This window comes from Streptomyces sp. NPDC054849, assembly GCF_053610945.1.
Map to the genome: position 1 here is coordinate 40,269 of NZ_JBSGZI010000019.1, position 26,329 is coordinate 66,597.

20 protein-coding genes and 1 pseudogene are annotated in these 26,329 nt (G+C 72.1%); 11 read left to right on the top strand and 10 right to left on the bottom strand.

The features are described 5' to 3' along the window. Window positions 1–9: 9 nt before the first annotated feature. A complete protein-coding gene (locus ACWGIF_RS11600) occupies window positions 10–624 on the bottom strand; it encodes an EF-hand domain-containing protein (RefSeq protein ID WP_453494637.1) in 615 nt (204 codons plus the stop codon). 180 nt (window positions 625–804) lie between these two features. On the opposite strand from ACWGIF_RS11600, the gene ACWGIF_RS11605 reads away from it, so the two are divergent. From ACWGIF_RS11605 to ACWGIF_RS11615, 3 genes are all read left to right on the top strand, one after another. Beyond that, a complete protein-coding gene (locus ACWGIF_RS11605) occupies window positions 805–1,203 on the top strand; it encodes a hypothetical protein (protein ID WP_453494640.1) in 399 nt (132 codons plus the stop codon). 84 nt (window positions 1,204–1,287) lie between these two features. Beyond that, on the top strand, window positions 1,288–2,721 hold the full coding sequence (locus ACWGIF_RS11610) for a S28 family serine protease (protein WP_453494643.1): 1,434 nt from the start codon (window positions 1,288–1,290) through the stop codon (window positions 2,719–2,721). Window positions 2,722–2,869: 148 nt separating this feature from the next. After that, complete coding sequence (locus ACWGIF_RS11615; RefSeq protein WP_453494646.1) at window positions 2,870–3,076, top strand: hypothetical protein; 207 nt, start codon at window positions 2,870–2,872, stop codon at window positions 3,074–3,076. A 6-nt stretch (window positions 3,077–3,082) separates the two neighbouring features. Here ACWGIF_RS11615 and ACWGIF_RS11620 read toward each other — a convergent pair whose 3' ends face one another. After that, window positions 3,083–4,888 carry a glycoside hydrolase family 3 N-terminal domain-containing protein gene (locus ACWGIF_RS11620; RefSeq protein WP_453494649.1) on the bottom strand — a complete coding sequence of 602 codons (1,806 nt, stop codon included), beginning with the start codon at window positions 4,886–4,888 and terminating at the stop codon, window positions 3,083–3,085. A gap of 325 nt (window positions 4,889–5,213) precedes the next feature. Next, complete coding sequence (locus ACWGIF_RS11625) at window positions 5,214–6,113, bottom strand: LysR substrate-binding domain-containing protein (RefSeq protein ID WP_453494652.1); 900 nt, start codon at window positions 6,111–6,113, stop codon at window positions 5,214–5,216. Window positions 6,114–6,213: 100 nt separating this feature from the next. On the opposite strand from ACWGIF_RS11625, the gene ACWGIF_RS11630 reads away from it, so the two are divergent. Further along, window positions 6,214–7,170, top strand: coding sequence for an EamA family transporter (locus ACWGIF_RS11630; protein WP_453494655.1), 957 nt, complete (start codon window positions 6,214–6,216; stop codon window positions 7,168–7,170). On the opposite strand, the pseudogene ACWGIF_RS11635 reads toward ACWGIF_RS11630, so the two are convergent. Beyond that, window positions 7,076–7,588 (bottom strand): annotated as a pseudogene (locus tag ACWGIF_RS11635) (GNAT family N-acetyltransferase); the annotation flags it as partial. The gene ACWGIF_RS11630 and the pseudogene ACWGIF_RS11635 overlap by 95 nt on opposite strands. Window positions 7,589–7,985: 397 nt before the next feature. On the opposite strand from ACWGIF_RS11635, the gene recD2 reads away from it, so the two are divergent. After that, window positions 7,986–10,238, top strand: coding sequence for an SF1B family DNA helicase RecD2 (gene recD2, locus ACWGIF_RS11640; RefSeq protein ID WP_453494658.1), 2,253 nt, complete (start codon window positions 7,986–7,988; stop codon window positions 10,236–10,238). Window positions 10,239–10,420: 182 nt separating this feature from the next. After that, a complete protein-coding gene (locus ACWGIF_RS11645) occupies window positions 10,421–11,710 on the top strand; it encodes a citrate synthase (RefSeq protein WP_453494661.1) in 1,290 nt (429 codons plus the stop codon). 386 nt (window positions 11,711–12,096) lie between these two features. Here ACWGIF_RS11645 and ACWGIF_RS11650 read toward each other — a convergent pair whose 3' ends face one another. The 5 genes from ACWGIF_RS11650 to ACWGIF_RS11670 all read right to left on the bottom strand — a co-directional run bounded on the left by ACWGIF_RS11650 (window position 12,097) and on the right by ACWGIF_RS11670 (window position 17,304). Continuing rightward, window positions 12,097–14,364 carry a heavy metal translocating P-type ATPase gene (locus ACWGIF_RS11650; RefSeq protein WP_453494664.1) on the bottom strand — a complete coding sequence of 756 codons (2,268 nt, stop codon included), beginning with the start codon at window positions 14,362–14,364 and terminating at the stop codon, window positions 12,097–12,099. Window positions 14,365–14,512: 148 nt separating this feature from the next. Then, the gene (locus tag ACWGIF_RS11655; RefSeq protein ID WP_453494667.1) at window positions 14,513–14,746 is read right to left on the bottom strand and encodes a heavy-metal-associated domain-containing protein; all 234 of its coding nucleotides are present in this window, start codon (window positions 14,744–14,746) and stop codon (window positions 14,513–14,515) included. Between the two features lie 198 nt (window positions 14,747–14,944). After that, window positions 14,945–15,145: a helix-turn-helix transcriptional regulator gene (locus ACWGIF_RS11660; RefSeq protein WP_030655426.1), complete on the bottom strand. Its 201-nt coding sequence runs from the start codon at window positions 15,143–15,145 to the stop codon at window positions 14,945–14,947. A 211-nt stretch (window positions 15,146–15,356) separates the two neighbouring features. After that, window positions 15,357–16,370 (bottom strand): Gfo/Idh/MocA family protein, encoded by a 1,014-nt coding sequence (locus ACWGIF_RS11665; protein ID WP_453494671.1) that lies wholly within the window; start codon window positions 16,368–16,370, stop codon window positions 15,357–15,359. Between the two features lie 19 nt (window positions 16,371–16,389). Then, on the bottom strand, window positions 16,390–17,304 hold the full coding sequence (locus ACWGIF_RS11670; RefSeq protein ID WP_453494674.1) for a sugar phosphate isomerase/epimerase family protein: 915 nt from the start codon (window positions 17,302–17,304) through the stop codon (window positions 16,390–16,392). Window positions 17,305–17,330: 26 nt separating this feature from the next. Here ACWGIF_RS11670 and iolC point away from each other — a divergent pair, with 26 nt between their 5' ends. The 4 genes from iolC to ACWGIF_RS11690 are packed head-to-tail and all read left to right on the top strand — an operon-like array spanning window position 17,331 to window position 22,632. Continuing rightward, window positions 17,331–18,311, top strand: coding sequence for a 5-dehydro-2-deoxygluconokinase (gene iolC / locus ACWGIF_RS11675; RefSeq protein ID WP_453494676.1), 981 nt, complete (start codon window positions 17,331–17,333; stop codon window positions 18,309–18,311). A 7-nt stretch (window positions 18,312–18,318) separates the two neighbouring features. Continuing rightward, on the top strand, window positions 18,319–19,248 hold the full coding sequence (iolB, locus tag ACWGIF_RS11680; RefSeq protein WP_453494768.1) for a 5-deoxy-glucuronate isomerase: 930 nt from the start codon (window positions 18,319–18,321) through the stop codon (window positions 19,246–19,248). Continuing rightward, complete coding sequence (gene iolD / locus ACWGIF_RS11685; RefSeq protein WP_453494678.1) at window positions 19,245–21,119, top strand: 3D-(3,5/4)-trihydroxycyclohexane-1,2-dione acylhydrolase (decyclizing); 1,875 nt, start codon at window positions 19,245–19,247, stop codon at window positions 21,117–21,119. Before iolB ends, iolD begins: the two co-directional genes overlap by 4 nt. 13 nt (window positions 21,120–21,132) lie before the next feature. Further along, entirely contained in the window at window positions 21,133–22,632 is a 1,500-nt protein-coding gene (locus ACWGIF_RS11690; RefSeq protein WP_453494681.1) for a CoA-acylating methylmalonate-semialdehyde dehydrogenase, read from the top strand. Between the two features lie 180 nt (window positions 22,633–22,812). Here ACWGIF_RS11690 and ACWGIF_RS11695 read toward each other — a convergent pair whose 3' ends face one another. Further along, window positions 22,813–23,862 carry a WxL protein peptidoglycan domain-containing protein gene (locus ACWGIF_RS11695; protein ID WP_453494684.1) on the bottom strand — a complete coding sequence of 350 codons (1,050 nt, stop codon included), beginning with the start codon at window positions 23,860–23,862 and terminating at the stop codon, window positions 22,813–22,815. 663 nt (window positions 23,863–24,525) lie between these two features. Between ACWGIF_RS11695 and ffh the strand changes: the two genes are divergently transcribed. Further along, a complete protein-coding gene (gene ffh / locus ACWGIF_RS11700) occupies window positions 24,526–26,100 on the top strand; it encodes a signal recognition particle protein (protein WP_453494687.1) in 1,575 nt (524 codons plus the stop codon). Window positions 26,101–26,329: the final 229 nt, after the last annotated feature.

Sequence of the window (26,329 nt, forward strand, 5' to 3'; positions counted from 1 at the left end):
ACCGGGCGGTCAGAGCTCGCCGAAGAGCAGGTTGCCCGGGGCGTCCTCGTCGGTGCCCGTGTAGTACTCGCGGATGGCGCCGAGGAGTTCGTCCACGGTCAGGGTGCCGTCCCCGTCCTTGTCGATCCTCGCGAACAGCGCCTCGGCGTCGGCGGGCTTCAGCTCCGGGTTGAAGGCCTCCTGGGCCCTGTGGAACTCCTCGGGGCTGATGCGCTCGTCGCCGTCGGTGTCGACGACCGTGAGGATCGCCTTCACCATGGGCCGGAACGAGCGGTCGTACGCGGGCCCGCCCTGCGCGTACAGCCGCGTCATGCCCACCTTGTACTCCTCGGGCGTGACCTTGCCGTCCCGGTCCAGGTCCAGCTCGGTGAACAGGTCCTGCCAGAAGTCGGCCAGACCGCTCATCACCAGGTCCGCCTTGGGCGAGGTGGCCGGCTCCGCGAGGGCGGACAGCAGCCGGGAGCCGAGCGCGATGATGTCGCTCGCGTCGATCACCCCGCTCCCGTCGGCGTCCAGGTGCGTGAAGGCGCGCTCCAGCTTGCGGTCGAGCAGGTCGTTCGTCATGGCGGTGCCTTTCACGGCTACGGCGGGCAGGTGTGCGGTCAGGGTGCAGGGTGCGGTCACCTAGCGTAATCATCCGTGCGAGGGTCAACTCCCCTTCTCGCCCCGGGAAGTGGGGGATGCACTCGTACGAGGGATGGGCGGCCCGGCCGCTGCGGGTCCTTGCCCGCCGCAACCTTCCGGGAGGTTTGGGCGTCGTACGTGCGTGCGCGTTGTACGTACGACCGATCGGGGGACAGGGTGTTGCAGAGGAGGAGGAGCCGCGGCCGCCGGGCCGCGGCCCTGGGGGTCTTCACGGCGGCGCTGTGGCTCAGCGTCGGGGGTCTGTTCTCGGCGCCGCCGGCCCAGGCCGCGGCCGGGGGCTGCGGGGGCCGGCTGGCGAGGACGGTGGAGTTCGAGACGGGCGAGGTGCGCGTCTACAAGAGCCGCACCCGCGCCTGTGCGGTGACCGTGGCCCGAGTGCCCGGTGAGCGGCGGCAGATGGCCGTGAGCATCCAGGCCCGCGGCGGGGCCCCGGTGCGCGATGCCGGGCAATTCACCCGGTACGCGGGGCCCGTCACCGTCGGTGCGATCAGCCGCTGCGTGTACGTCAAGGGGGACGTGGGGGCCGGATCGGCCGATTCCGGCTGGATCCTGTGCTGAGGGACCGGCCCAACTAGGTCTGGTCAGCGGCGTGTTGCCCCGGCTAGGTTCACGGCGACCGAAGTGAACTCAAGGGGAGGGTGAATGCGCAAGACGCTCGGATGGCTGCTGTCGCTCGTGGTGCTCATCGGCACCATGGGCGCGGCCGGCTCCACGGCGCAAGCGGCCACAGCCGCGGAGCCGGCGGCCGCCACGGACATCAAGGACCAGATCCTCGGCATTCCCGGGATGAGCCTGATCGAGGAGAAGCCGTACCCCGGCTACCGCTTCTTCGTATTGAACTACGAGCAGCCGGTGGACCACCGGCAGCCGTGGAAGGGCACCTTCAAGCAGCGCCTGACCCTGCTGCACAAGGACGTTTCTCGGCCGTCGGTGTTCTTCACCTCCGGCTACAACGTCAACACCAGCCCCCGCCGCAGCGAGCCGACGACCATCATCGACGGCAACCAGGTGTCCATGGAGTATCGGTTCTTCACGCCCTCCCGGCCCGACCCGGCCGACTGGGCCCACCTGGACATCTGGCAGGCCGCCAGCGACCAGCACCGCATCTTCACCGCCCTGAAGAAGATCTACAAGAAGAACTGGCTGGCCACGGGCGGCAGCAAGGGCGGCATGACGGCGACGTACTACGAGCGCTTCTACCCGCGCGACATGGACGGCGTCGTCGCGTACGTCGCGCCCAACGACGTCGTCGACAAGGAGGACTCGGCCTACGACCGGTTCTTCGCCAAGGTCGGCACCAAGGAGTGCCGCGACAAGCTGAACGCGGTGCAGCGCGAGGCGCTCGTGCGCCGCGAGCCGCTGGAGGCCAAGTACGCGGCCGCCGCGGCCGAGAACGGCTGGACCTTCACCACGGTCGGCAATCTCGACAAGGCCTACGAGGCGGTCGTGCTCGACTACGTGTGGGCCTTCTGGCAGTACAGCCTGCTCGCCGACTGCGCCTCGATCCCGACGGCGGCCACCGCCACCGACCAGGAGATATGGGACACGATCGACGCGATCTCCGGCTTCTCGGCCTACGCCGACCAGGGTCTGCAGACGTACACGCCCTACTACTACCAGGCGGGTACGCAGCTCGGCTCCCCGGACATCAAGCAGCCGCACCTGGGCAACCTGAGCCGCTACGGCTACCAGCCGCCGCGCAACTTCGTGCCCCGTGACATCCCCATGACCTTCCAGCCGGGGGCCATGGCGGACGTGGACCGGTGGGTGCGCGACAACGCCCACCAGATGCTGTTCGTGTACGGGCAGAACGACCCGTGGGGTGCTGAACCGTTCCGCCTCGGGTACGGGGTGCGCGACAGCTACGTGATGACCGCGCCGGGCGCCAACCACGGGGCGAACGTCGCCAAGCTCCTGGACGGCGAGAAGTCCCTCGCCACCGCGAAGATCCTGCAGTGGGCCGGGGTGGCCCCGGCCGCCGCGGCGGCCGACGCGGGACGGGCGGCGCCGCTGGCGGCGCCGGACGCGCAGCTCGACCGGCACGAGCCGGAGCGCGAGCCGCAGCTGCGGCCGTAGCCGGCAACCGGCAGCCGGCCCGGGGCGTGTCCGCACACCGTGCGGACACGCCCTCAGCCATGTCCCGAGCCGCAGAGCAGGCCGGATCCCGCCCCTGCGCGCCGCACCCCCGATTACGATCCACAAGATCACGAAATGGGGGACGCACATGAGGATCGCTTGGCTCGCCTGGCTGGCACGGCACTTCGGCGAGTACGGATACGGGGATGGTCCGCTGAAGGGGGCGGTCGGGACGGTCGCGGTACTGCTGACGGCCGCTCTGGTCGGGTACACCCTGCGCCGCTCCCGCCCGGCGGCGGTGGCGGCGGCGGGCGCGGTCGTCGTCGCAGGCGTCGTGTGGCAGGTCACCCACTGACCCGCCCTAGGTCAGCCCGTGGCCCAGCGGGTAGCGGCCCGGGACCGGGACGGGAAGGCGGCCGGCGGGCCGCAGCGCCCCGGTGAGCACCCGGGCCGCCGCCCGCATCTCGACATCCGTCCAGGAGTACGTCGCCAGCTCCGCCGCGCAGGCCGGCAGCCGGGCCGGGTCGTACGGGTTGCGGACCGCCAGCACGATCACCGGGACGCCGGTCGCGATCAGGTCCGCCACCAGCGTGCGCTGCGGGCTCTCCCCCTCCGGGACGTTGTACGTGCACACCAGCACCGCCGCGTGACCGGCCGCGGCGGCCACGGCACGGGCGGGCGGGACCGCGGTGGCCCGGCAGCCGAGGGCGGTGAGCTCCCGGGCCAGTACGGCCGTAGGGGGTCCCGTGGTACCCGTGGGGGAGACCGGGTCCGTCCCGGTGACCAGCAGCCGTGGCCCGGCCGTCGCATCGATCGGCACCAGCCCGCGGGGATCGGCCAGCAGCGTCGTCGTGGCGGCCGCGATCGCGTCGGCGGCGTCGAGGTGCTCCCGGATGCCGACGGTGGCGTCCACCTGCGCGCCCGTGGCGGAACCCTCGGCGGACAGGCCCCGCCGGGCCTTCAGCTCCAGGATCCGCAGCACCGACTCCTCGACGCGGGCCTCCGTCAACTCGCCCGCCTCGACGGCCGCCAGCACGCTGCGATGCGCGAGTCCCAGGTCCGGGGGGTTCAGCAGCTGGTCGCAGCCCGCCAGGAGGGCCAGTACGGGGACCCGGTCGTCCCCGTACTTCTGGCGGACTCCGGCCATGTCCAGGGCGTCGGTGACCACCACCCCCCGGAAGCCCAGGCGTTCGCGCAGGAGGCCGGTGACGATCGGCCGGGAGAGGGTCGCCGGGTCCCCCGAGGGATCGAGGGCGGGGAAAACGATGTGCGCCGTCATGACGGCGTCCACGCCCGCCTCCACCGCGGCCCGGAACGGCGGCTCGTCCAGCTCCTCCCACGCGGCGCGGGTGTGCCGCATCACCGGGAGGCCGACATGGCTGTCGGTCTCGGTGTCCCCGTGGCCCGGGAAGTGCTTGGCGGTGGCGGCCACCCCGGCGCCCTGGTAGCCGCGGACCTGCGCGGCGACCAGGGCCGCCACGGCCTGCGGGTCCGCGCCGAAGGACCGTACGCCGATGACGGGATTGGCCGGGTTGACGTTGACGTCGGCCACCGGCGCGTAGTCCTGCCGGATGCCCATGGCGGCCAGTTCGGCGCCCGCGATGCGGGCGGCCCGCCGGGCCGCGGCCGTGGAACCGGCCGCGCCGAGCGCCATCGCCCCCGGGAGCAGGGTCGCGGGCCGGCCGATCCGGGCGACGGCGCCGTGCTCCTGATCGGTGGAGAGCAGCAGCGGGATCCGGGCGCCGGTGGTGAGGGCGGCCTGCTGGAGGCCGGCCGAGAGGGCTGCGATCTGGTGCGGGGTACGGGTGTTGTGGGCCCAGGCGAAGTAGACGATCCCGCCGAGGTGGTAGCGGGAGACCAGCTCGGCGGCGGTGCGCACCCCGAACAGCTCCTGGTTCTTCTCGGCGTCCACCGGGTCGGGGTCGGTCGCCGAATGCCCGTACGCCCGCGAGACGAAGAGCTGCCCGACCTTCTCGGCGAGGCTCATCCGGTCCACGAGGCGGAGCAGCCGCGCCCGGTCGGGACGGCGGCCCCAATCTTCGCCGGTGGGCCGCGCGTCGTCGGGGGCGGGGTCGTCGCCCCCCGCGGCGGAAGCGGCCCCCGCGGCCGTGGCGGCGGCCAGGGCGGCCGCGGCGAGCAGGGTACGGCGGGAGGCGTGGTTCGGCACGCGCCGGACCCTACCGGTTGCCCTCCGGGCGGGTCGGCTGTGTCGGGGTGTGTTGGCCAAGTACCCCCGTTTCGCGCCCGGGGTGGGTCGGGTCGGTTTCGGCGGGCCGGGCGGGCGCCGGGGCGTCTCCTCGGGCACCGAACGTGGCGGGGGGTCGGAGAGCTGGGCGGTAGTGCGTTCGGCGCCCTGCGGGGATCGCCCCGGCACCCTCCCGTCCCCGTCGGAACGGGCTGCAGGGGTCACCGGGGCGGTAGTGCGTTCGGCGCCCTGCGGGGATCGCCCCGGCACCCTCCCGTCCCCGTCGGAACGGGCGGTAGCGGGTGTCCTACCCGGCCGCCCAGTGCTCCTGCAGGGTTCGTACGGCCTCGGTGATCGCGGGGCGGCGGGCCGCGCCTGTGCGCCACAGGGCGTACAGCCGGCGTACCGGGCCCGGCTCCAGCGGTACGGCGACCGCCCCCGCGGGCAGCGCGCCGGTGCCCAGGCGGGGGACGACGGCCACCCCGAGTCCGGCCGCGACCAGGGCGACGATGGTGTGGTTCTCCTCCGCGACGTGTGCGATGTCGGGCTCGCAACCGGCGGTGCGCAGGGTCCGTACGAGCCAGTCGTGGCAGACGCGGCCGGGCGGCTGGCAGACCCAGCGCTCGCCGCCGAGATCGCTGCGGTGGACGACCCGCCGCCCGGTGAAGGGGTGACCGGCCGGCACCACCAGATCGCAGAGGTCGTCCCCGATCACCGCCTGCTCGATCCCCTCGGGCGCGGGCAGCGGGGCGATGTCCCAGTCGTGGGCCACCGCCAGATCGGTGACGCCGCGGGCCACCAGGTCCACGGACAGGTGGGGGTCCACCTCCGTGAGGCGGACGTCCAGCGACGGATGCCGGCGAGCCAGGTCGGCCAGCACCCCCGGCAGCAGCCCGCGCGCCGCCGAGGCGAACGCGGCCACCGTCAGCAGCCCGCTCGGCTGCCCGCGCCGCTCCTCCAGGGTGGTCTCCGCGCGCTCCACGATCGCCAGCAACTCCTGCGCCGTAGCGGCCAGGTGCCGGGCCTCCTCGGTGAGCGCGACCCCGCGTCCACGGCGCTCCAGCAGGGTGGTGCGGGTCTCCCGCTCCAGCTTGGAGATCTGCTGCGAGACCGCGGAGGGGGTGTAGCCGAGGGCGGCCGCCGCGCCCGCGACCGAGCCGTGGACGGAAACGGCGTGCAGGGCGCGCAGCCGGGAGAGATCGAGCATGCCTCCATCGTGGCACCGCACGTATTCGTAAGCAACGCTTCATTCAGCCCGGAAGCGATCCGTGCTGGTGCTACAGGGTCCGGGAGTCGATGCTCGGATCATGCGTCCCCTCCACACCGCACTCGCCGTGCTCGTCGCCGCCGTCTGGGGCTTCAACTTCGTGGTCATCGAGATCGGACTCGACCACTTCCCGCCGCTGCTCCTGTCCGCCCTGCGCTTCCTCGTCGCCGCCCTGCCCGCCGTGTTCTTCGTCGGGCCGCCCAAGGTCGCCTGGAAGTGGATCCTCGGGGTCGGCGTGGCCCTCGGCATCGCCAAGTTCGGGCTGCTCTTCACCGGGATGGACGCCGGGATGCCCGCCGGGCTGTCCTCCCTCGTCCTGCAGGTCCAGGCCGTCTTCACCGCCGTCTTCGCCGCGGTCGTCCTGCGCGAGCGGCCGGGCCGGGTGCGCGTCCTCGGCATGGGAGTGGCCCTGGCCGGGATCACGGTCGCGGCCGTGGACGGGGGAACCTCCGGGCCGCTGCTCGGCTTCACCCTGGTCGTGGCGGCCGCCGCCTGCTGGGGCGTCTCCAACGTCCTGACCCGCAAGGCCTCCCCGCCCGACGCTCTGAACTTCATGGTCTGGGTGTGCACGGTCCCGGTGCTGCCGCTGTTCGCGCTCTCGCTGCTGCTGGAGGGCCCCGAGCGGGACCTCGCCGCGCTGGGGGCCCTGGACTGGTCCGGTGCGGCCGTCATCGGCTACGTGGCGTGGATCTCGACCGTGTTCGGCTTCGGGGCCTGGGGGTACCTGCTGCGCCGCTACCCGGCCTCCTCGGTGGCGCCGTTCTCGCTGCTGGTCCCGGTCTTCGGGATGTCATCCGCGGCTCTGGTCCTGGGGGAGTCCGTCTCCGGGCTGCGCTGGCTGGCGGCCGCCCTCCTCGTCGGCGGCGTCGCGCTGACCTCGACGGCGCCCTCGCGGCCCGCGCTCAGCCCGGCCGGCCCTCCTGGAGCGGAAGGCGCCAGTCCTGCCCCGTCAGGCTCACTCCGTACGAGCGGTGCGGGCGCTGCGCGATCAGGGTGAACCCGGCCCGCTCGTAGAGCTTGCGGGCGTCGGTCAGCACGTCGTTGGTCCACAGCACCAGCTCGCGGTAGCCGACCGAGCGGGCGAAGGCCACGACCGTGCCGACCAGCAGGGCGCCGACACCGCGCCCGCGCCCCTCGGGGTCGACCAGGAGCAGGCGCAGCCGGGCGGTGCCGGGGGCGCCGTCCTCCCGTACGCACATCACCGAGCCGACCGGGCGGCCGTCCAGTTCCGCGATCCACACCCGTTCCAGGTAGGGGTCGTGGTCCTGGGCGAAGTCCGCGACGATCCGGGCGACCAGGCCCTCGAAGTCGCTGTTCCAGCCGTACTCGGCGGCGTACAGCGCGCCGTGGCGCTGCACGATCCATCCCAGGTCCCCCGGCTCCGGGTCCCGCAGCCGCACGCTCTCAGCCATGGGCCAACTCTATGGCCGAGAGCCGCCGAACGGGCTACTCCGTCCTCCACACGGCGTTGGCCATGGGCTTGCCCATGTCGGCCGGCGCCCCCTGCCGTCATTTCGCCGCCGGGCATGCCACGAGGCTTCGCTCGTGCCCGGAACGCCAGATCTGTGCTGATTCACCGACACCTTCCGTAGGCGTTGGGTAACGGAAAGGCAAAGCTGTGGATCCGCGTGCAACCCTCTGGGGCAATCGCGGGTCGTATGGTGCGTCGGCACTTCCGGGGAGGGATCTGGGGGGATCGGGAAGTCCGACACGGGAGGGGTAACCGTGAGGGGGTCCGGCCGCGAGGCGGGACCCCCTTTGCGTCGTCCACAGGCCTGACGCACTGTCGGCGCCGCCCGGTAGCTTCGGGTCATGGCAACGGACGTGGCACGGGCGGTGCAACTGGCGGTGGTCGAGGGCGTGCTCGAACGCATCACCTACGCCAATGAGGAGAGCGGGTACACGGTCGCCCGCGTCGACACCGGCCGCGGCGGCGGTGACCTGCTCACCGTGGTCGGCTCGCTGCTGGGCGCGCAGCCGGGCGAATCGCTGCGGCTGGAGGGCCGCTGGGGCTCCCACCCGCAGTACGGCAAGCAGTTCACCGTGGAGAACTACCGGACCGTGCTCCCGGCGACCATCCAGGGCATCCGCCGCTACCTCGGCTCCGGCCTGATCAAGGGCATCGGGCCGAGGATCGCCGAGCGGATCGTCGACCACTTCGGCACCGACACCCTCGACGTCATCGAGGGGGAGCCGAAGCGGCTCATCGAGGTGCCCGGGCTCGGCCCGAAGCGGACGAAGCTGATCGGCGCCGCCTGGGAGGAGCAGAAGGCCATCAAGGAGGTCATGGTCTTCCTTCAGGGTGTGGGCGTCTCCACCTCCATCGCGGTGCGCATCTACAAGAAGTACGCCGACGCCTCCATCTCCGTGGTCAAGAACCAGCCCTACCGGCTCGCCGCCGACGTGTGGGGCATCGGCTTCCTCACCGCCGACCGCATCGCCCAGGCCGTCGGCATCCCGCACGACAGCCCCGAGCGGGTCAAGGCCGGCCTGCAGTACGCCCTGTCCCAGTCCACCGACCAGGGCCACTGCTTCCTGCCCGAGGAGAAGCTCATCGCCGACGGGGTCAAGCTGCTCCAGGTGGACACCGGGCTGGTGATCGAGTGCCTGGCCGAGCTCGCCGCCGACCCCGAAGGGGTCGTCCGGGAATCCGTGCCGGATCCGCAGGGCGGGCCGGACCCGCTGACCGCCGTGTACCTGGTGCCGTTCCACCGGGCCGAGCTGTCGCTGGTGGGGCAGGTGCGCCGGCTCCTGCACGCGGAGGACGACCGGATGCCGGGCTTCCAGGACGTGGACTGGGACCGGGCCCTGGGTTGGCTCGCCGGGCGGACGGGGGCCACGCTCGCCCCCGAGCAGCGGGACGCGGTCAAGCTGGCGCTGACCCGCCGGGTCGCCGTCCTCACGGGCGGTCCGGGCTGCGGCAAGTCCTTCACCGTGCGGTCGATCGTCGAGCTGGCCCGGGCCAAGAAGGCCAAGGTGGTGCTGGCCGCGCCCACCGGCCGGGCGGCGAAGCGGCTGTCCGAGCTCACCGGGGCCGAGGCCTCCACGGTGCACCGGCTCCTGGAACTCAAACCGGGCGGGGACGCGGCGTACGACCGGGAGCGGCCGCTGGACGCCGACCTGGTCGTGGTCGACGAGGCCTCGATGCTGGACCTGCTGCTGGCCAACAAGCTGGTCAAGGCCGTGGCGCCCGGAGCGCACCTGCTGCTCGTCGGCGACGTGGACCAGCTGCCCTCGGTGGGCGCCGGGGAGGTGCTGCGGGACCTGCTGGCCGAGGGCGGCCCGGTGCCCGCGGTCCGCCTCACCCGGATCTTCCGGCAGGCCCAGCAGTCCGGCGTGGTCACCAACGCCCACCGGATCAACACCGGCCTGCCGCCGATCACGGACGGTCTGCCCGACTTCTTCCTCTTCCCCGAGGAGGACACCGAGGCGGCCGGGGTGCTGGCCGTGGACGTGGCGGCCCGGAGGATCCCGGCCAGATTCGGGCTCGACCCGCGGCGGGACGTCCAGGTCCTCGCCCCGATGCACCGCGGTCTGGCCGGCGCGGGGAATCTCAACGGGCTGCTCCAGCAGGCCATGACGCCGGCCCGGCCGGACCTGCCGGAGAAGCGGTTCGGCGGCCGGGTCTTCCGGGTGGGCGACAAGGTGACCCAGATCCGAAACAACTACGACAAGGGGGCGAACGGTGTCTTCAACGGCACCGTCGGCGTCGTCACCGGCCTGGACCTGGACGAACAGCGCCTGACGGTGCGCACGGAGGAGGACGAGGAGATCGGCTACGAGTTCGCGGAGCTCGACGAGCTGGCCCACGCGTACGCCGTCACCATTCACCGTTCGCAGGGGAGTGAATATCCGGCGGTGGTGATCCCGGTCACCACCGGAGCTTGGATGATGCTCCAGCGCAACTTGCTCTACACGGCGGTGACCCGGGCGAAGAAACTGGTCGTCCTCGTCGGGTCCCGCAAGGCCCTCGGTCAGGCGGTGCGTACCGTTTCCGCAGGCAGAAGGTACACGGCGGTCGCCGCGCGGCTGTCCGGCCGGATACCGGTGGGAAACATCACCTAGATGATCGATCATTTGGGGTTACGGCAACGGGCGCGGAGGGGCAGGATGAACAGGTTGACGGCACTCAGTGCCGTCAAGAGCGCCAAAGGCCGACCCCGAGTGCACTCTCCTGCGCCAAATGGGGGAAGGTAGAGGCAGTCAGGGCACCTCGAAGAAGAGGCACTACGTCGGTGAGGGATGACGTGAGCGACAACTCTGTAGTACTCCGGTACGCGGACGGTGAATACACCTACCCGGTGGTCGAGAGCACCGTCGGTGACCAGGGCTTCGACATCTCGAAGCTGCGGGCCCAGACCGGGCTCGTCACCTTGGACAGTGGCTACGGCAACACCGCCGCCTACAAGTCCGCGATTACCTACCTCGACGGTGAGCAGGGCATCCTGCGCTACCGCGGCTACCCGATCGAGCAGCTGGCCGAGCGCTCGACCTTCATCGAGGTCGCGTACCTGCTGATCAACGGCGAGCTGCCGACCGTCGACCAGCTCGCGTCGTTCCGCAACGACATCACCCAGCACACGCTGCTGCACGAGGACGTGAAGCGCTTCTACGACGGCTTCCCGCGTGACGCGCACCCGATGGCGATGCTGTCCTCCGTGGTCAGCGCGCTGTCGACGTTCTACCAGGACAGCCACAACCCGTTCGACGAGACGCAGCGCAACCTCTCGACGATCCGGCTGCTGGCCAAGCTCCCGACGATCGCGGCCTACGCGTACAAGAAGTCGGTCGGCCACCCGGTGGTCTACCCGCGCAACGACCTCGGCTACGTCGAGAACTTCCTGCGCATGACCTTCTCCGTGCCCGCCCAGGAGTACGACCTGGACCCGGTCGTGGTCTCGGCGCTCGACAAGCTGCTGATCCTGCACGCGGACCACGAGCAGAACTGCTCCACCTCCACCGTGCGTCTGGTCGGCTCCTCGCAGGCGAACATGTTCGCCTCGATCTCCGCCGGCATCTCGGCCCTGTGGGGTCCGCTGCACGGTGGCGCCAACCAGTCGGTTCTGGAGATGCTGGAAGGCATCAAGAACGACGGCGGCGACGTCGACGCCTTCATCCGCAAGGTGAAGAACAAGGAAGACGGCGTCCGCCTCATGGGCTTCGGGCACCGCGTCTACAAGAGCTTCGACCCCCGGGCGAAGATCATCAAGGCGGCGGCCCACGACGTCCTCTCGGCGCTCGGCAAGAGCGACGAGCTGCTGGACATCGCCCTCAAGCTGGAAGAGCACGCGCTGGCCGACGAGTACTTCGTCGAGCGCAACCTCTACCCGAACGTGGACTTCTACACCGGTCTGATCTACCGGGCCATGGGCTTCCCGACCGAGATGTTCACCGTGCTCTTCGCGCTCGGCCGGCTTCCCGGCTGGATCGCCCAGTGGCACGAGATGATCAAGGAGCCGGGATCCCGCATCGGCCGTCCGCGCCAGATCTACACCGGCGAGGTCCTGCGCGACTTCGTTCCGGTCGAGGCCCGCTGACCCGAGGCTCTCAACCGCGCGGCGTGCGGCCGCGTGGAGCGGTATCACCCCAGGCATGCGAGAAGCGCCCCGCCGTCGATCCCCCCACGGGTCGACGGTCGGGGCGCTTCCCTTTTCCCCGAAACGGATTCCCCCCACGGGACCCGAGTCGAGGCGTCGGTGTGCCGGGACCCGTTCAGCTCGGGAGTGCCGCTCAAAGCCTCCCGCGGGCACGCGTCCCGGCCTTCGGACACCACGGAAATCCCCCAGGGTTTCCGTGGAACGTCCCCCAAGACGTTCCTGGCATCGCCCCATTAGACCCATGACGACCCCGGATGGTTACGTTGTGGTCACTGTGATCTGCGTCTCCCGTGAAGGAAGTGTGGGCACGATGCGAAGGCGATCCCCTAGCGGAAGGAGCGCAACCGCAGGCTGTTGGTCACCACGAAGACCGAGGAGAAGGCCATCGCCGCCCCCGCGATCATCGGATTGAGCAGGCCGGCGGCCGCCAGGGGCAGGGCCGCCACGTTGTAGCCGAAGGCCCAGAACAGGTTGCCCTTGATGGTGGCCAGGGTCCGGCGGGAGAGGCGGATCGCGTCCGCCGCCACCCGCAGGTCACCCCGTACGAGGGTCAGGTCACCCGCCTCGATGGCCGCGTCGGTACCGGTGCCCATGGCCAGACCGAGGTCCGCCTGGGCCAGCGCGGCCGCGTCGTTGACCCCGTCGCCGACCATGGCGACCGTACGGCCCTGAGCCTGCAGGCGGCGTACGACGTCCACCTTCTCCTGCGGGAGCACCTCGGCGATCACCTCGTCGATGCCCACCTCGCGGGCGACCGTCTCGGCGACGGCCCGGTTGTCGCCGGTCAGCAGGACCGGGGTGAGGCCGAGCGCCCGCAGCCGGGCCACCGCCTCGGCGCTGGTCTCCTTGACCGCGTCGGCCACGGTCAGCACGCCGCGCGCCGCGCCGTCCCAGGCCACCAGGACGGCGGTGCCGCCCGCGCCCTCGGCGGCCTTCTTGGCCTCGGCGAGCCCGGCCGGCAGGGTGATGGACCAGTCCGCCAGCAGCTGTTCGCGGCCGACCAGCACGGCGTGTCCGTCGACCACGCCCTGGACACCGAGCCCGGCGACGTTCTCGAAGCCCTCCGGGACCGGCAGGGCGCCGGCCCGTTCGGCCGCCGCGGTGGCGACGGCCCGGGCGATCGGGTGCTCCGAGGCATGCTCCAGGGAGCCGGCCAGGCGCAGCAGTTCGCGCTCCTCGACGCCCTCGGCGGTGACCACGCCGGCGAGCGTCATCCGGCCGGTGGTGACCGTGCCGGTCTTGTCCAGGACGACGGTGTCCACGCGGCGGGTGGACTCCAGTACCTCGGGGCCCTTGATCAGGATGCCGAGCTGCGCGCCCCGCCCGGTGCCGACCATCAGTGCGGTCGGCGTGGCCAGACCCAGGGCGCACGGGCAGGCGATGATCAGGACGGCCACGGCGGCGGTGAAGGCGGCGGTGGCGTCGTCGGTGATCAGCAGCCAGCTGATCCAGGTCCCGAGTGCCAGCACCAGCACCACGGGCACGAAGATCCCCGAGATCCGGTCGGCGAGGCGCTGCACCTCTGCCTTTCCGTTCTGGGCGTCCTCCACCAACCGGGCCATCCGGGCGAGCTGGGTGTCGGCGCCGATCCGGGTGGCCTCGACGACCAGGCGTCCGGACGCGTTGACGGTGGCGCCGGTGACGGAGTCGCCGACGGACACCTCGACCGGGACGGACTCGCCGGTCAGCATGGAGGCGTCCACGGCGGAGCTGCCCTCGACGACCGTGCCGTCGGTGGCGATCTTCTCACCGGGGCGGACGACGAACCGGTCGCCGACCGCGAGCGCGCTCACCGGGATTCGGGCCTCCCGGCCCGCGCGCAGCACGACCACGTCCCGCGCGCCCAGTTCCATCAGGGCCCTGAGGGCCGCGCCCGCCTTCCGCTTGGAGCGGGCCTCCAGGTAGCGGCCGAGCAGGATGAACGAGACGACGCCCGCCGCGACCTCCAGGTAGAGGGCGGAGGAGCCGTCCGTGCGCGAGACGGCGCCCCCCTGAACGGTGAAGAGGTCGAAGCCGTGCCGCATGCCGGGCATGCCCGCGTGGCCGAAGAACAGGGCCCACAGCGACCAGGTGAAGGCGGCCAGCGTGCCGACCGAGACGAGGGTGTCCATGGTGGCGGCGCCGTGCCGGGCGTTGGTCCAGGCGGCCTTGTGGAAGGGGAGGCCGCCCCAGACGACGACGGGGGCGGCGAGGGTCAGCGAGAGCCACTGCCAGTTGTCGAACTGCAGGGCGGGGACCATCGAGAGCAGGACGACGGGCAGGGCGAGCGCCACGGAGACCAGCAGCCGCTGCCGCAGTGCGGCCGGCACCGGGTCGGGGGCCTCGGTCCGGGTCTCCTCGACGGGCTCCGGGGCGGGCGGCGGGGGCTCCTCGGCGGTGTAGCCGGTCTTGACGACGGTCGCGATCAGGTCCGCGACCCGGACGTCACCGGTGTAGGAGACGTGGGCCTTCTCGGTGGCGTAGTTCACCGTGGCCTCGACGCCGTCCATCCGGTTGAGCTTCTTCTCGATGCGGGCCGCGCAGGAGGCGCAGGTCATCCCGCCGATCGAGAGTTCGACCGCCGTTATCGGTCCGTCGTGCACTGTGCTGGTCATGTTCCGGCTCCAGGGGGAGGGCCGGGCCGTACGGAACCAGTATGAGCTGGCCGGTACGGCCCGGCGGGATACCGCGGGGTGCCGCGGGGTGCTGCCGAAGGAGAGAGGTGGCGAAGGAGGTGCCGAAGGAGGGGGCGGCTAGGGCCGCTCAGACCTGTCCGGCGAACTCGTAGCCGGCCTCGTCCACGGCGGCGCGGACGTCCTCGTCGGCGAGCGGGGTGGCGGAGACCACGGTGACCTCGCCGGTGGCGGCGACGGCCTTGACCGAGGCGACGCCCGGCAGGGCGGAGATCTCGTTGGTCACCGCGCCCTCGCAGTGCCCGCAGGTCATGCCGGTCACCCGGTAGACGGTGGTGGTCTGGGTGTCCGTCTCGGCGGTCATGTCGTTCTCCTCTTCAGGGGTGTGTCCGGTCGCCGGGAGGCGGCCGATGGCTCCACCGTCCTCCCGACACTTCGAGACTATACCCCTGGGGGGTATAAATGCGAGTACCGCCTCCCACTCTTTCGCCGTGAAGGGGGCCGGGGGACCCCGCTCCTCCCGGACTCCTTCGCTCGGCCGGTCGGTCGGCCGGTCGGTGGGTCAGTCCTCGCGGCGGCCCCGATTGCCGGGCCGGCGGGCCACCCAGGCCCGCACGGTTTCGGCGTACCAGTAGGGCTTGCCGCCCTCCACGTGGTCGGGAGGGGGGAGGAGCCCGTGCTTGCGGTACGAGCGCACGGTGTCCGGCTGGACCCGGATGTGGGCAGCGATCTCCTTGTACGACCACAGCTGTCGGTCGCTCATGCGGGACACCTCCTGGTCCACGCCGCGGGGCCGGCCGGGAGGCCGTCGGGGGATCCGGCGCGTGGACACGACGATCACTCGGGTTGTGCCGGGGGAACGACGCCGGGTGAGCGCACGTGAGGGGCTGTCGACCGGCTGTGACGGAAAACCCGCGTCATGCGGATATGTGTGACACAAGGGGGACCCCTGTGACAGATGCGGCACAGAGGCGTCAGCGGTACAAGTCCGGCCGTTCCGTCAGCTCCACCATCGTCCGTACGCCGCTGCGCGCGGCCGCGAGGCCCGCCTCGGAGACGGCTGCCGCCGCGTAGCCGTCCCACGCGTCGGGCCCGGCCACCCGGCCGCGCACGGCCGCGGCCACCCAGCGGCGCAGCTGGCGGTCGTAGGCGTCGGCGAAGCGCACCGTGAAGTCCTGCGCGATCTCACCGCCCCACCGGCCCGCCGACTGCACCACCATCGCGTGGCCGTCGCCGATACGGGCACTGCCCGACTCGCCGACCGCCTCGCACTGCACCTGGTAGCCGAAACCGCAGTTGACGAAGATCTCCACATCGACGACGGCTCCGCCGGAGGTCTCCAGCAGCACCAGCCGGGGATCGCTCAGCCCCTCCGGAGCGGCCGCCGTGGGCCGGGGGGAGAGCACACTGACGGCCGTGATCTCCTGCCCCAGCAGCCAGCGGGCCGCGTCCACCTCGTGCACCACGGAGTCGCTGATCAGCATGTCGCTGGTGAAGAAGGACGGCGAGGCGGCGTTGCGGTGCCGGCAGTGCAGGAAGAGCGGCCGCCCGATCCCGCCCGCGTCCAGCAGCTCCTTCAGCCGCTCGTACTCGGCGTCGTACCGCCGCATGAAGCCCACCTGCACCAGGCGCCGCCCCAGCCGCAGTTCGGCCTCCATGACGCGCAGGGCCCCCGCCGCGTCCGGCGTCAGCGGCTTCTCGCACAGCACCGGCAGCTCCCGCTCCAGGGCGTGCAGGATCGCCTCCTCGTGCGCGGGCCCGGGGGAGGCGATCAGTACGGCCTGAACGCCGGGCGCGGCTATCGCCGCCGCCGGGTCGGTGTACGCGGCCGCGCCGTCCAGGGCGCCCGCGACCTCCTTGACCCGGTCCCCGTCCGGATCCGCCACGGCCACCACCCGGGCGCCGCCGACGGTCCGCCCGATCCGGCGCACGTGGTCCGAACCCATCTTCCCGGTGCCGATGACGGCGATGCCGAGCGTGCTGGTCATGTCGTGTTCCTCCGGAGAGTCAGCGTGCGCCGCAGGAGCGCAGGTAGGCGCGGGTACGCCGGGCGATCGGCAGCGGCCGGTCGGGCGGACAGGGATACATGTCCTGCTCCACGATGGCGAACAGGTCCACGCCCAGACGCTGGGCCGCCGCCAGTACGGGTTCCAGCGCGGGCACCCCCGACGGCGGTTCGCACATCACCCCGCGGCCCACGGCCGGCCCGAAGGGCAGCCCCTCCGCGACGACTTCGGCCAGGATCCGCGGGTCCACCTGCTTGAGGTGGAGATAGCCGATCCGCTCGGCGAAGGTCTCGACGGCCTGGACGCTGTCACCGCCGCAGTACGCGTAGTGGCCGGTGTCCAGACACAGGGAGACGAGGCCGGGGTCGGTGGCGTCCAGGAAGCGCGCCACGTTCGAAGGGGTGTCGATGTGGGTGTCGGCATGCGGGTGGACGACGATCCGCAGCCCGTACCGGTCCTGGACCTCGCGGCCCAGGCGCTCGGTCTGTGAGGTCAGTTGACGCCATTGGGCGGCGGTGAGGGCGCGGTCCTCCAGCACCGCGCCCGTCTTGTCGTCCCGCCAGAAGGAGGGGATGACGACGAGATGGGCCGCACCCATGGCCTGCGTGAGCGCGGCGATCCGCGACACGTGCTCCCAGGTGTCCTCCCACACGGCGGGCCCGTGATGGAGTCCGGTGAACACGGTTCCCGCCGAGACCCGCAGTCCGCGCTTGGCCGTCTCCTCGGCGAGCCGGGCGGGATCGGTGGGCAGGTAGCCGTAGGGGCCGAGTTCGATCCACTCGTACCCGGCGTCGGCCACCTCGTCGAGGAAGCGCTCCCAGGGGGTCTGGCCGGGATCGTCGGGAAACCAGACACCCCAGGAGTCCGGAGCCGAACCGATGCGGATACGGGTCAACGCGGGCGGGGAGGACGTCATAGCGGCCACCTTAGGGTGGGAGACGAGTGGGAGGACTGACTGTGACCGGCACCGGCGATCCGTTCGCGTTCGACCTGATCACGATGGGCCGGATCGGGGTGGATCTCTACCCGCTGACGACCGGCGTACCACTGGCCGAGGTCGAGACCTTCGGCAAGTTCCTGGGCGGCTCCCCGGCGAACGTGGCCGTCGCCGCGGCCCGGCTGGGGCGCCGGGTGGCGCTGATCACCCGTACCGGCGCGGACCCCTTCGGCGCGTATCTCCGCTCCGAGCTGCGGGGGTTCGGCGTGGACGACCGGTGGGCGACCGAGGTCGCCGGCCTCCCCACGCCCGTCACCTTCTGCGAGATCTTTCCGCCGGACCGGTTCCCGCTGTACTTCTACCGGCTGCCGAAAGCACCGGACCTGGAGATCGCGCCGGACGAAGTGGACCTGGAGGCGGTACGGGCGGCCCGCGTGTTCTGGATGACGGGGACGGGCCTGAGCGAGGAGCCCTCACGGGCGGCGACGCTGGCGGCGCTGGAGGCGCGAGGACGGTCGGGGACGACGGTGTTCGACCTGGACTGGCGGCCGATGCTGTGGCGGGAGAAACCCGGGCCGTACTACGCACGGGCTCTGGAATGGGCCACGGTGGCAGTCGGGAACACGGAGGAGTGCGAGATCGCGACGGGCGAATCGGAGCCGTATGCGGCGGCGCGGGCGCTGCTCGCCGCGGGAGTGGAACTGGCGGTGGTCAAACGGGGGCCGGAGGGCGTGCTGGCGGTCCACCGTGACGGGACGGTGGCGGAGGTCCCGCCGGTTCCCGTCCGGGTGGTGAACGGGCTCGGGGCGGGGGACGCGTTCGGGGGTGCGCTGTGCCACGGGCTGTTGGCGGGGTGGCCGCCGGACCGGGTGATGCGGTTCGCGAACGCGGCCGGGGCCATCGTCGCTTCGCGGCTGGCGTGTTCGAGTGCGATGCCGTTCTCTCACGAGGTGGAGGAGGTGGTCGGGCGTGCCGGTGGTGTCTGAGTGGGGGATGTCGTGGACGAGGCTGGTGGTCCTCGACCTCGGGCCGGGGGAGGTGTACGCGCACGAGTGCGGGGAGTCGGAGTGGATCGTGCTCCCGTTGTCGGGCGGGTGCGAGGTCCGCTGCCGGGGCGCCGCCCCGGGCCCCGCGCCTCAAACGCCGGCGGGGCTGAAAGAAGGGGGCGCCGCCCCGGGCCCCGCGCCTCAAACGCCGGCGGGGCTGAAGGAAGGGGGCGCCGCCCCCAGCAGCGGACCGCACGTGTTTGAACTGCGGGGGCGTCGGGGGGTGTTCGACGGGCCCAGTGACTTCGCGTACCTGCCCCGGGACGGGCACGCGGAGGTCCGCTCGGCCCGCGGCGGGCGGTTCGCCCTCGTCGGGGCGCGGTGCGAGCGGCGGCTGCCCGCGCGGTACGGGCCGGCAGTGGACGTGGCCGTCGAGCTGCGGGGCGCGGGCCAGTGCTCGCGGCAGGTCAACAACTTCGCGGCCGCCGGCCCGGACGGCTTCGACTGCGACCGGCTGATCGCCGTCGAGGTGCTCACCCCCGGCGGCAACTGGTCCTCGTACCCGCCCCACAAGCACGACGAGCACCACCCCGGCGAGGAGTCCCGCCTGGAGGAGATCTACTACTTCGAGATCGCCCCGCACGGGGACACCCCGGGGCTCGGATACCAGCGCGTCACGCCCTCCCCCGCCGGGAAGACCGACATCCTCGCCGAGGTGCGCACCGGCGACGCCGTGCTGATCCCCGACGGCTGGCATGGGCCGTCCATCGCCGCCCCCGGGCACGACATGTACTACCTGAACGTGATGGCCGGTCCGGGGGAGACCCGGGAGTGGCTCATCCGGGACCACCCCGACCACGGCTGGATCCGCGGCAGCTGGGACGGGCAGGACATCGACCCGCGGCTGCCCTTCCCCCGAGCGGAGGACCACCGGTGAGGCTCACCGTCGCGCAGGCGCTCGTACGCTTCCTCGCCCGCCAGTACACCGAGCGCGACGGGCGGCGCCACCGGCTGATCGCCGCGACCTGGGGGATCTTCGGGCACGGCAACGTGGCCGGCATCGGCCAGGCCCTGCTGGAGACCGGGCCGCAGGACATGCCCTTCCTCCAGGGCCGTAACGAGCAGGCCATGGTGCACGCCGCCGTCGGCTACGCCCGCCAGCGCGGCCGGCTCTCCGCGCACGCCGTCACCACCTCCATCGGGCCCGGCGCCACCAACCTCGTCACCGGCGCCGCCCTCGCCACGATCAACCACCTCCCGGTGCTCCTGCTCCCCGGGGACACCTTCGCCACCCGGCCCGCAGACCCGGTGCTGCAACAGCTGGAGGTTCCGTACGCCGGCGACGTCTCGGTCAACGACACCCTGCGGCCCGTATCCCGTCACTTCGACCGGATCACCCGCCCCGAGGCCCTGATCCCGGCCGCCCTCCAGGCCGTGCGGGTGCTCACCGACCCCGCGCAGACCGGCGCCGTCACCCTCGCGCTGCCACAGGACGTGCAGGTGGAGGCGTACGACTGGCCGGAGGAGTTCTTCGCCGACCGGACCTGGCACATCAGTGCCCCCCAGCCGGACCCGGACGAATGGAGCGCCGCCTGCGCAGCGGTCCGCGCCGCCCGGCGCCCGCTGATCGTCGCCGGCGGCGGGGTGCACCACAGCGCCGGCCACCACGCCCTGGGCACACTCGCCGAGGCGACGGGCATCCCGGTCGCCTCCACCCAGTCCGGCAAGGGTTCGCTGCCCTTCGACCATCCCGCCGACGTGGGCGGTGTCGGGCACACGGGCACGGCCACCGCCAACGACCTCGCACGGACCGCCGACCTGGTCCTGGGCGTCGGCACCCGGTACACCGACTTCACGACGGCCTCGGCCACCCTGTTCCAGAATCCCGGTGTCCGCTTCGTGAATCTGAACATCGCGGGCTTCGACGCGCACAAGCTGGCGGCCCTGCCGCTCCTCGCCGATGCCCGGGCCGGCCTGCGCTCGCTCGTGGCGGGCCTCCAGGGCCACCGGGTGGACCCCGCCTACGAGCAGGAGTACACGGGGGCCAAGGCCCGCTGGGAGGCACGCGTCGACCGGGCCTACGCCGTGTCCGCGGCCGACGAGACGCTTCCGCCCACCCAGGCCCAGGTGCTCGGGCTGCTCGACGCGCTGGTCGACGGCACCGACATCCTGATCAACGCGGCCGGATCCCTCCCCGGCGACCTCCACAAGCTGTGGCGGGCCCGTTCGGCCGACCAGTACCACGTCGAGTACGGATACTCCTGCATGGGCTACGAGATCCCCGCTGCGATCGGGGTGGCCCTGGCCGCTCCCGGCCGCCCGGTGTGGGCGCTGGTCGGCGACGGGACATACTTGATGAATCCGACCGAGATGGTCACGGCCGTCCAGGAGGGCGTCCCGATCAAGGTGGTGGTCCTCGACAACCACGGGTACGCGTCGATCGGGTGCCTGTCCGGGGCGGTGGGCGGCGAGGGCTTCGCCACCGGATACCGCTTCCGGGCGCCGGACGGTTCGTACACCGGTGACCCCCTTCCGGTGGACCTCGCGGCCAACGCGGCCTCTCTCGGGATGGCCGTGATCCGCGCCCGCACCACACATGACCTGCGGGAAGCTCTTGCCGAAGCCCGCTCGGCGACTCGTCCCACATGTGTCTACGTACAGACCCGAACGCCCGACACTGTGTCGGGCCCACCCCCGGCACAGGCGTGGTGGGATGTTCCTGTGGCCGAGACCGCGACCCGCAAGGCCGCGGCCCGGGCCCGTGAAGAGTACGACCGGCAAGCCGCGCAGCGACGTCGCCATCTGTGAAGGAGCAAGGCACATGAAGACCGTCAACCACTGGATCGGTGGCAAGACCGTCGAGGGCGCGTCGGGCAACTACGGCCCGGTCACCGACCCGGCCACCGGCGAGGTCACCACGCAGGTCGCGCTCGCCTCGGCCGAAGAGGTCGACGCGGCGGTACAGGTCGCCCGGGAGGCCTTCCAGACCTGGGGCCGGTCCTCGCTGGCCGCCCGCACCAAGGTGCTGTTCGCCTACCGCGCCCTGCTGGACGCCAACCGTGACGCCATCGCCGAGCTGATCACCGCCGAGCACGGCAAGGTCCACTCGGACGCGCTGGGCGAGGTCGCCCGCGGCTTGGAGATCGTCGAGCTGGCCTGCGGGATCACCACGCACCTCAAGGGCGAGCTGTCGACGTCCGTGTCGAACCGCGTGGACGTCTCCTCCATCCGCCAGCCGCTGGGCGTCGTCGCGGGCATCACCCCCTTCAACTTCCCGGCGATGGTGCCGATGTGGATGTTCCCGCTGGCCGTGGCCTGCGGAAACACCTTCATCCTCAAGCCGAGCGAGAAGGATCCGTCGGCCGCCAACAAGCTGGCCGAGCTGATGACCGAAGCCGGTCTGCCCGCCGGCGTGCTGAACGTGGTGCACGGCGACAAGGTGGCCGTCGACGCGCTGCTGGCCCACCCGGGCATCGCGGCCGTCTCCTTCGTCGGCTCGACCCCGATCGCCCGCCACATCCACACCACCGCCTCGGCCAACGGCAAGCGCGTGCAGGCCCTGGGCGGCGCCAAGAACCACATGCTGGTGCTGCCCGACGCCGACCTGGACGCGGCCGCCGACGCGGCGGTCTCCGCGGCCTACGGCTCGGCCGGCGAGCGCTGCATGGCGATCTCCGCCGTCGTGGCCGTCGGCTCCATCGCCGACACGCTGGTCGACAAGATCCGCGAGCGTGCCGAGAAGATCAAGATCGGCCCCGGCAACGACCCGACCTCCGAGATGGGCCCGCTGATCACGGCCGCCCACCGCGACAAGGTCGCCTCGTACGTGAAGGGCGCCGCCGCCCAGGGCGCCGACGTGGTCCTGGACGGCACCGGGTACACGGTCGAGGGCAACGAGAACGGCCACTGGATCGGCCTGTCCCTGCTCGACCACGTGCGGACCGACTCCGACGCCTACCGCGACGAGATCTTCGGCCCGGTGCTCTGCGTCCTGCGCACGGAGACCTACGAGGAGGGCGTGGCCCTCATCAACGCCTCGCCGTTCGGCAACGGCACCGCGATCTTCACCCGCGACGGCGGCGCGGCCCGCCGCTTCCAGTTGGAGATCGAGGCGGGCATGGTCGGCGTCAACGTCCCGATCCCGGTGCCGGTCGGCTACCACTCGTTCGGTGGCTGGAAGGACTCGCTCTTCGGCGATCACCATATCTACGGCAACGACGGCATCCACTTCTACACCCGCGGCAAGGTCGTCACGACCCGCTGGCCGGACCCCGCGGACGCCCCGGACGGTGTGGACCTGGGCTTCCCCCGCAATCACTGATCCCTGATCCTCGGTCCCCGATCAGGACTGCACGGGCCGCCTGCACGCCCCGTAGGACCGACTCGCCCCCCGCAACCGTCACTCGGGGGGCGAGTTCCGTTCATGCGGTCATGCGGTCATGCGGTGATCCGGTCATGCGGTGATCCGGTCGTCCGGTCGTCCGGTCGTCCGGTCGTCCGGTCAGAAGGCCCGGGCCAGGTCCGGGGCGGGTTCCGTCTCGTCGCCGGCCGTGCGGCGACGGCGGCGCAGCACCCACCAGGTGACGCCCGCGCCGGCCAGTACCAGGAACAGGCCCACCGCGGGCCAGGGCACCGCGATGAAGTCCGTCTCGGACTGCGCGACCAGATGGGGGTGGGCGGCGGCTCCCGCGGTGACCTTGACGCTCACCCAGTCCGACTGGGGGGCGTCCGGCCACGGTTCGGTCAGCTCGACGCGCTGACCCGGCAGCAGGGTCAGCCTCAGATCGCGGGCCGGGCGGTTCAGCACCTCGCGCCCGAACAGCCCCTCGGCGGAGACCGTCACCCGGGGCTCCACGACCACGTTGCCCCGGTTGACCAGTGCGTACGAGACCGTGGCGCGGGCGTCCTCGATCCAGGGCAGCAGCGGCGCCGACCGGCTGACCCGCACCTCCTCCACGCTCAGCCCCGCCGTGACGGGCCCCGGAACGCGGAAGTACAGCCGGGCGCCCACCGAGCGCTTCACGCCGACCTGGACCCTGCCCTCCTGCTGCACGCCCTCCACGGCGGTGCCCAGGGCGACGATCCCGCCGACGTGGTCGCCGGGCGTCGCGTCCGCCGGGACCCGCACGGTGAACGGGATGTCCTTGCGGCCCTTGGGCGGCACGGTGACGGTGCGCGAGCTCTCCGGCGCCAGCGCGATCCACGCGCCGACGTCCTTCGGCTTCGTCTCCACCGGCAGCAGCGCGAAGGCGCCGCCCGACGGGGTGTTCACGGCGTCGGTGGCGAAGACCTGGAACGTCAGCTCCCGGTCGGAGGAGTTCAGGATCGTCACGCTGTCGCTGAGGCTGGTCCCGGCCGCGCCCTGGTGGAAGAAGTACGCGCGGTCGGTCATCGTGGCCCCGCCCGTCGGCGTCGGGAACACCCCCCACGTGCCGTTGTCCGCGGCCGTCGCCCCGCCGGCCGGCAGCAGGCCCGCGCCCAGCAGCAGGCCGAGGAACAGACCGTACAGAGAGGTGCGGGTGCGGCTACGCGTTCTGCTGCGGGTGCGCATGGGCGGTCTCCAGTCGGCGCGGAACGGGGAAGGGGTGGTGGGGGGGCCGGGCGCCCCCCCCCCCCCTGCCCGCCCGGGGGGGGGGGGGGGGCCCCCCCCCCCCGCCGCGTCGCCCACGGGGCCCGACTCCGGGACCCGTGCCCAGGGGCGCGCTGCTGGTGCGGAGGCCGGCCCCCGCACCCCCGCGCCTCAAACGCAGGCGGGGCCGGACTTGCGCCTCCGCGACGCCCCGCGCTCAGCTGCTCAAGGACCGGTGCTTGCCGCGTCTGCGGCGCGCATCCGGCCCCGCCGCAGCCGCGGCGGGGCCGGACTGGGGCCGCGTGGCTCCTATGCCCGGGTCCGTGCCCCCCACGCTGGGGGCGAGGTCGGGATGCGCCACGCTTACGCCCCGGACTTCGCTGCTCAAGGGTCGGCGGGATGCACTTTGCCGCGGTGCGGCGCGCGCCCACGTCGCGCACCCGCTCCGGACGCCGTGGGGCGAGGGTTTGCCGGTCCTGCGGCTGTACGGGTACCCAGTCCTCCTGCGTGTCCGTGCGGGCTGCGCTCGGCCGAATCCACGGGTCCGGGCGAAGTCCAGGACGGCCCGCCGGGTCCACCACGCGGCAAGGGCCGATACCCTGGGGGACGACCACACCGCCCCCGACCCGAGGAATCGCGACCACCGTGTTCGATACGCTCTCCGACCGCTTGGCGAATACCTTCAAGGGCCTGCGCGGCAAAGGCCGGCTGTCCGAGGCTGACATCGACGCAGCGGCCCGGGAAATCCGTATCGCCCTCCTCGAGGCCGACGTCGCCCTCCCGGTCGTCCGCTCCTTCATCGCGAACGTCAAGGAACGCGCGCGCGGCGAAGAGGTCAGCAAGGCCCTGAACCCGGGCCAGCAGGTCCTGAAGATCGTCAACGACGAGCTCGTCACCATCCTCGGCGGCGAGACCCGGCGGCTGCGCTTCGCCAAGACCGCGCCCACCGTGATCATGCTGGCCGGTCTCCAGGGTGCCGGTAAGACCACTCTCGCCGGCAAGCTCGGCCTCTGGCTGAAGGGGCAGGGTCACGCCCCGCTGCTCGTCGCCTGCGACCTCCAGCGCCCCAACGCCGTCAACCAGCTGAGCGTCGTCGCCGAGCGCGCAGGGGTGGCCGTCTACGCGCCTCAGCCCGGCAACGGCGTCGGCGACCCGGTCCAGGTCGCGAAGGACTCCGTCGAGTACGCGCGGACCAAGCAGTACGACATCGTCATCGTCGACACCGCCGGCCGCCTCGGCATCGACACCGAGCTGATGCAGCAGGCCGCGGACATCCGCGACGCCGTCAGCCCCGACGAGATCCTCTTCGTCGTCGACGCCATGATCGGCCAGGACGCGGTCAACACCGCCGAGGCCTTCCAGGACGGCGTCGGCTTCGACGGCGTCGTGCTCTCCAAGCTCGACGGCGACGCCCGTGGCGGTGCCGCGCTCTCCATCGCGCACGTCACCGGCAAGCAGATCATGTTCGCCTCGAACGGCGAGAAGCTCGACGAGTTCGACGCGTTCCACCCCGACCGCATGGCGGGCCGGATCCTCGACATGGGTGACATGCTCACCCTCATCGAGCAGGCCGAGAAGACCTTCTCGCAGGCCGAGGCCGAGAAGATGGCGGCCAAGCTCGCCAAGGGTCCCAAGGAGTTCACGCTCGACGACTTCCTGGCCCAGATGGAGCAGGTCCGCAAGATGGGCTCCATCTCCAAGCTGCTCGGCATGCTGCCCGGCATGGGTCAGATCAAGGACCAGATCAACAACATCGACGAGCGCGACGTCGACCGCACCGCCGCGATCATCAAGTCGATGACCCCGGCCGAGCGCCAGGACCCGACGATCATCAACGGCTCGCGCCGTGCCCGTATCGCCAAGGGTTCCGGCACCGAGGTCAGCGCCGTCAAGGCGCTCGTGGAGCGGTTCTTCGACGCCCGCAAGATGATGTCCCGCATGGCCCAGGGCGGCGGGATGCCCGGGATGCCGGGCATCCCCGGGATGGGCGGCGGCCCCGGCCGGCAGAAGAAGCAGGTCAAGCAGGCCAAGGGCAAGCGCAAGAGCGGCAACCCGATGAAGCGCAGGGAAGAGGAGGCCGCAGCCGCGGCCCGCAGGGAGCAGGGTCCGCAGGCGGTCGAGCCCGCGGCCGCCGGCAACCCCTTCGGCCTTCCGGCGGGCGGCGGCCAGCCCGGTCAGGACTTCGACCTTCCGGACGAGTTCAAGAAGTTCATGAAGTAGTCCGTACGCAGGCGCGCGAGGAGGGCCCCGGCCGGGGTGCGACCCACAGGGTCACACGGTCGGGGCCCTCCTTTTCTGCTGGGGCGACGGCCTGATTTATCCCTTATGGTCGGCCGGGAGGATGGCAGAAGGAGGCGCCCCGTGCCCAGCCCCACCCCCGTACCTCCCCGCGACCGGGCCGATACGCCGTGGCGCTCGGAGGGCGCGCCGCCCAGCCCCCCGCCGAAGA

Excerpts from the sequence above, each read along its gene's own strand:
- ACWGIF_RS11610 (WP_453494643.1), top strand. The coding sequence starts at position 1,288 with ATGCGCAAGACGCTCGGATGGCTGCTGTCGCTCGTGGTGCTCATCGGC.
- ACWGIF_RS11615 (WP_453494646.1), top strand. The coding sequence starts at position 2,870 with ATGAGGATCGCTTGGCTCGCCTGGCTGGCACGGCACTTCGGCGAGTAC.
- ACWGIF_RS11625 (WP_453494652.1), bottom strand. The coding sequence starts at position 6,113 with ATGCTCGATCTCTCCCGGCTGCGCGCCCTGCACGCCGTTTCCGTCCAC.
- ACWGIF_RS11630 (WP_453494655.1), top strand. The coding sequence starts at position 6,214 with ATGCGTCCCCTCCACACCGCACTCGCCGTGCTCGTCGCCGCCGTCTGG.
- recD2 (WP_453494658.1), top strand. The coding sequence starts at position 7,986 with ATGGCAACGGACGTGGCACGGGCGGTGCAACTGGCGGTGGTCGAGGGC.
- ACWGIF_RS11650 (WP_453494664.1), bottom strand. The coding sequence starts at position 14,364 with ATGACCAGCACAGTGCACGACGGACCGATAACGGCGGTCGAACTCTCG.
- ACWGIF_RS11655 (WP_453494667.1), bottom strand. The coding sequence starts at position 14,746 with ATGACCGCCGAGACGGACACCCAGACCACCACCGTCTACCGGGTGACC.
- ACWGIF_RS11660 (WP_030655426.1), bottom strand. The coding sequence starts at position 15,145 with ATGAGCGACCGACAGCTGTGGTCGTACAAGGAGATCGCTGCCCACATC.
- ACWGIF_RS11665 (WP_453494671.1), bottom strand. The coding sequence starts at position 16,370 with ATGACCAGCACGCTCGGCATCGCCGTCATCGGCACCGGGAAGATGGGT.
- ACWGIF_RS11670 (WP_453494674.1), bottom strand. The coding sequence starts at position 17,304 with ATGACGTCCTCCCCGCCCGCGTTGACCCGTATCCGCATCGGTTCGGCT.
- iolB (WP_453494768.1), top strand. The coding sequence starts at position 18,319 with ATGTCGTGGACGAGGCTGGTGGTCCTCGACCTCGGGCCGGGGGAGGTG.
- ACWGIF_RS11690 (WP_453494681.1), top strand. The coding sequence starts at position 21,133 with ATGAAGACCGTCAACCACTGGATCGGTGGCAAGACCGTCGAGGGCGCG.
- ACWGIF_RS11695 (WP_453494684.1), bottom strand. The coding sequence starts at position 23,862 with ATGCGCACCCGCAGCAGAACGCGTAGCCGCACCCGCACCTCTCTGTAC.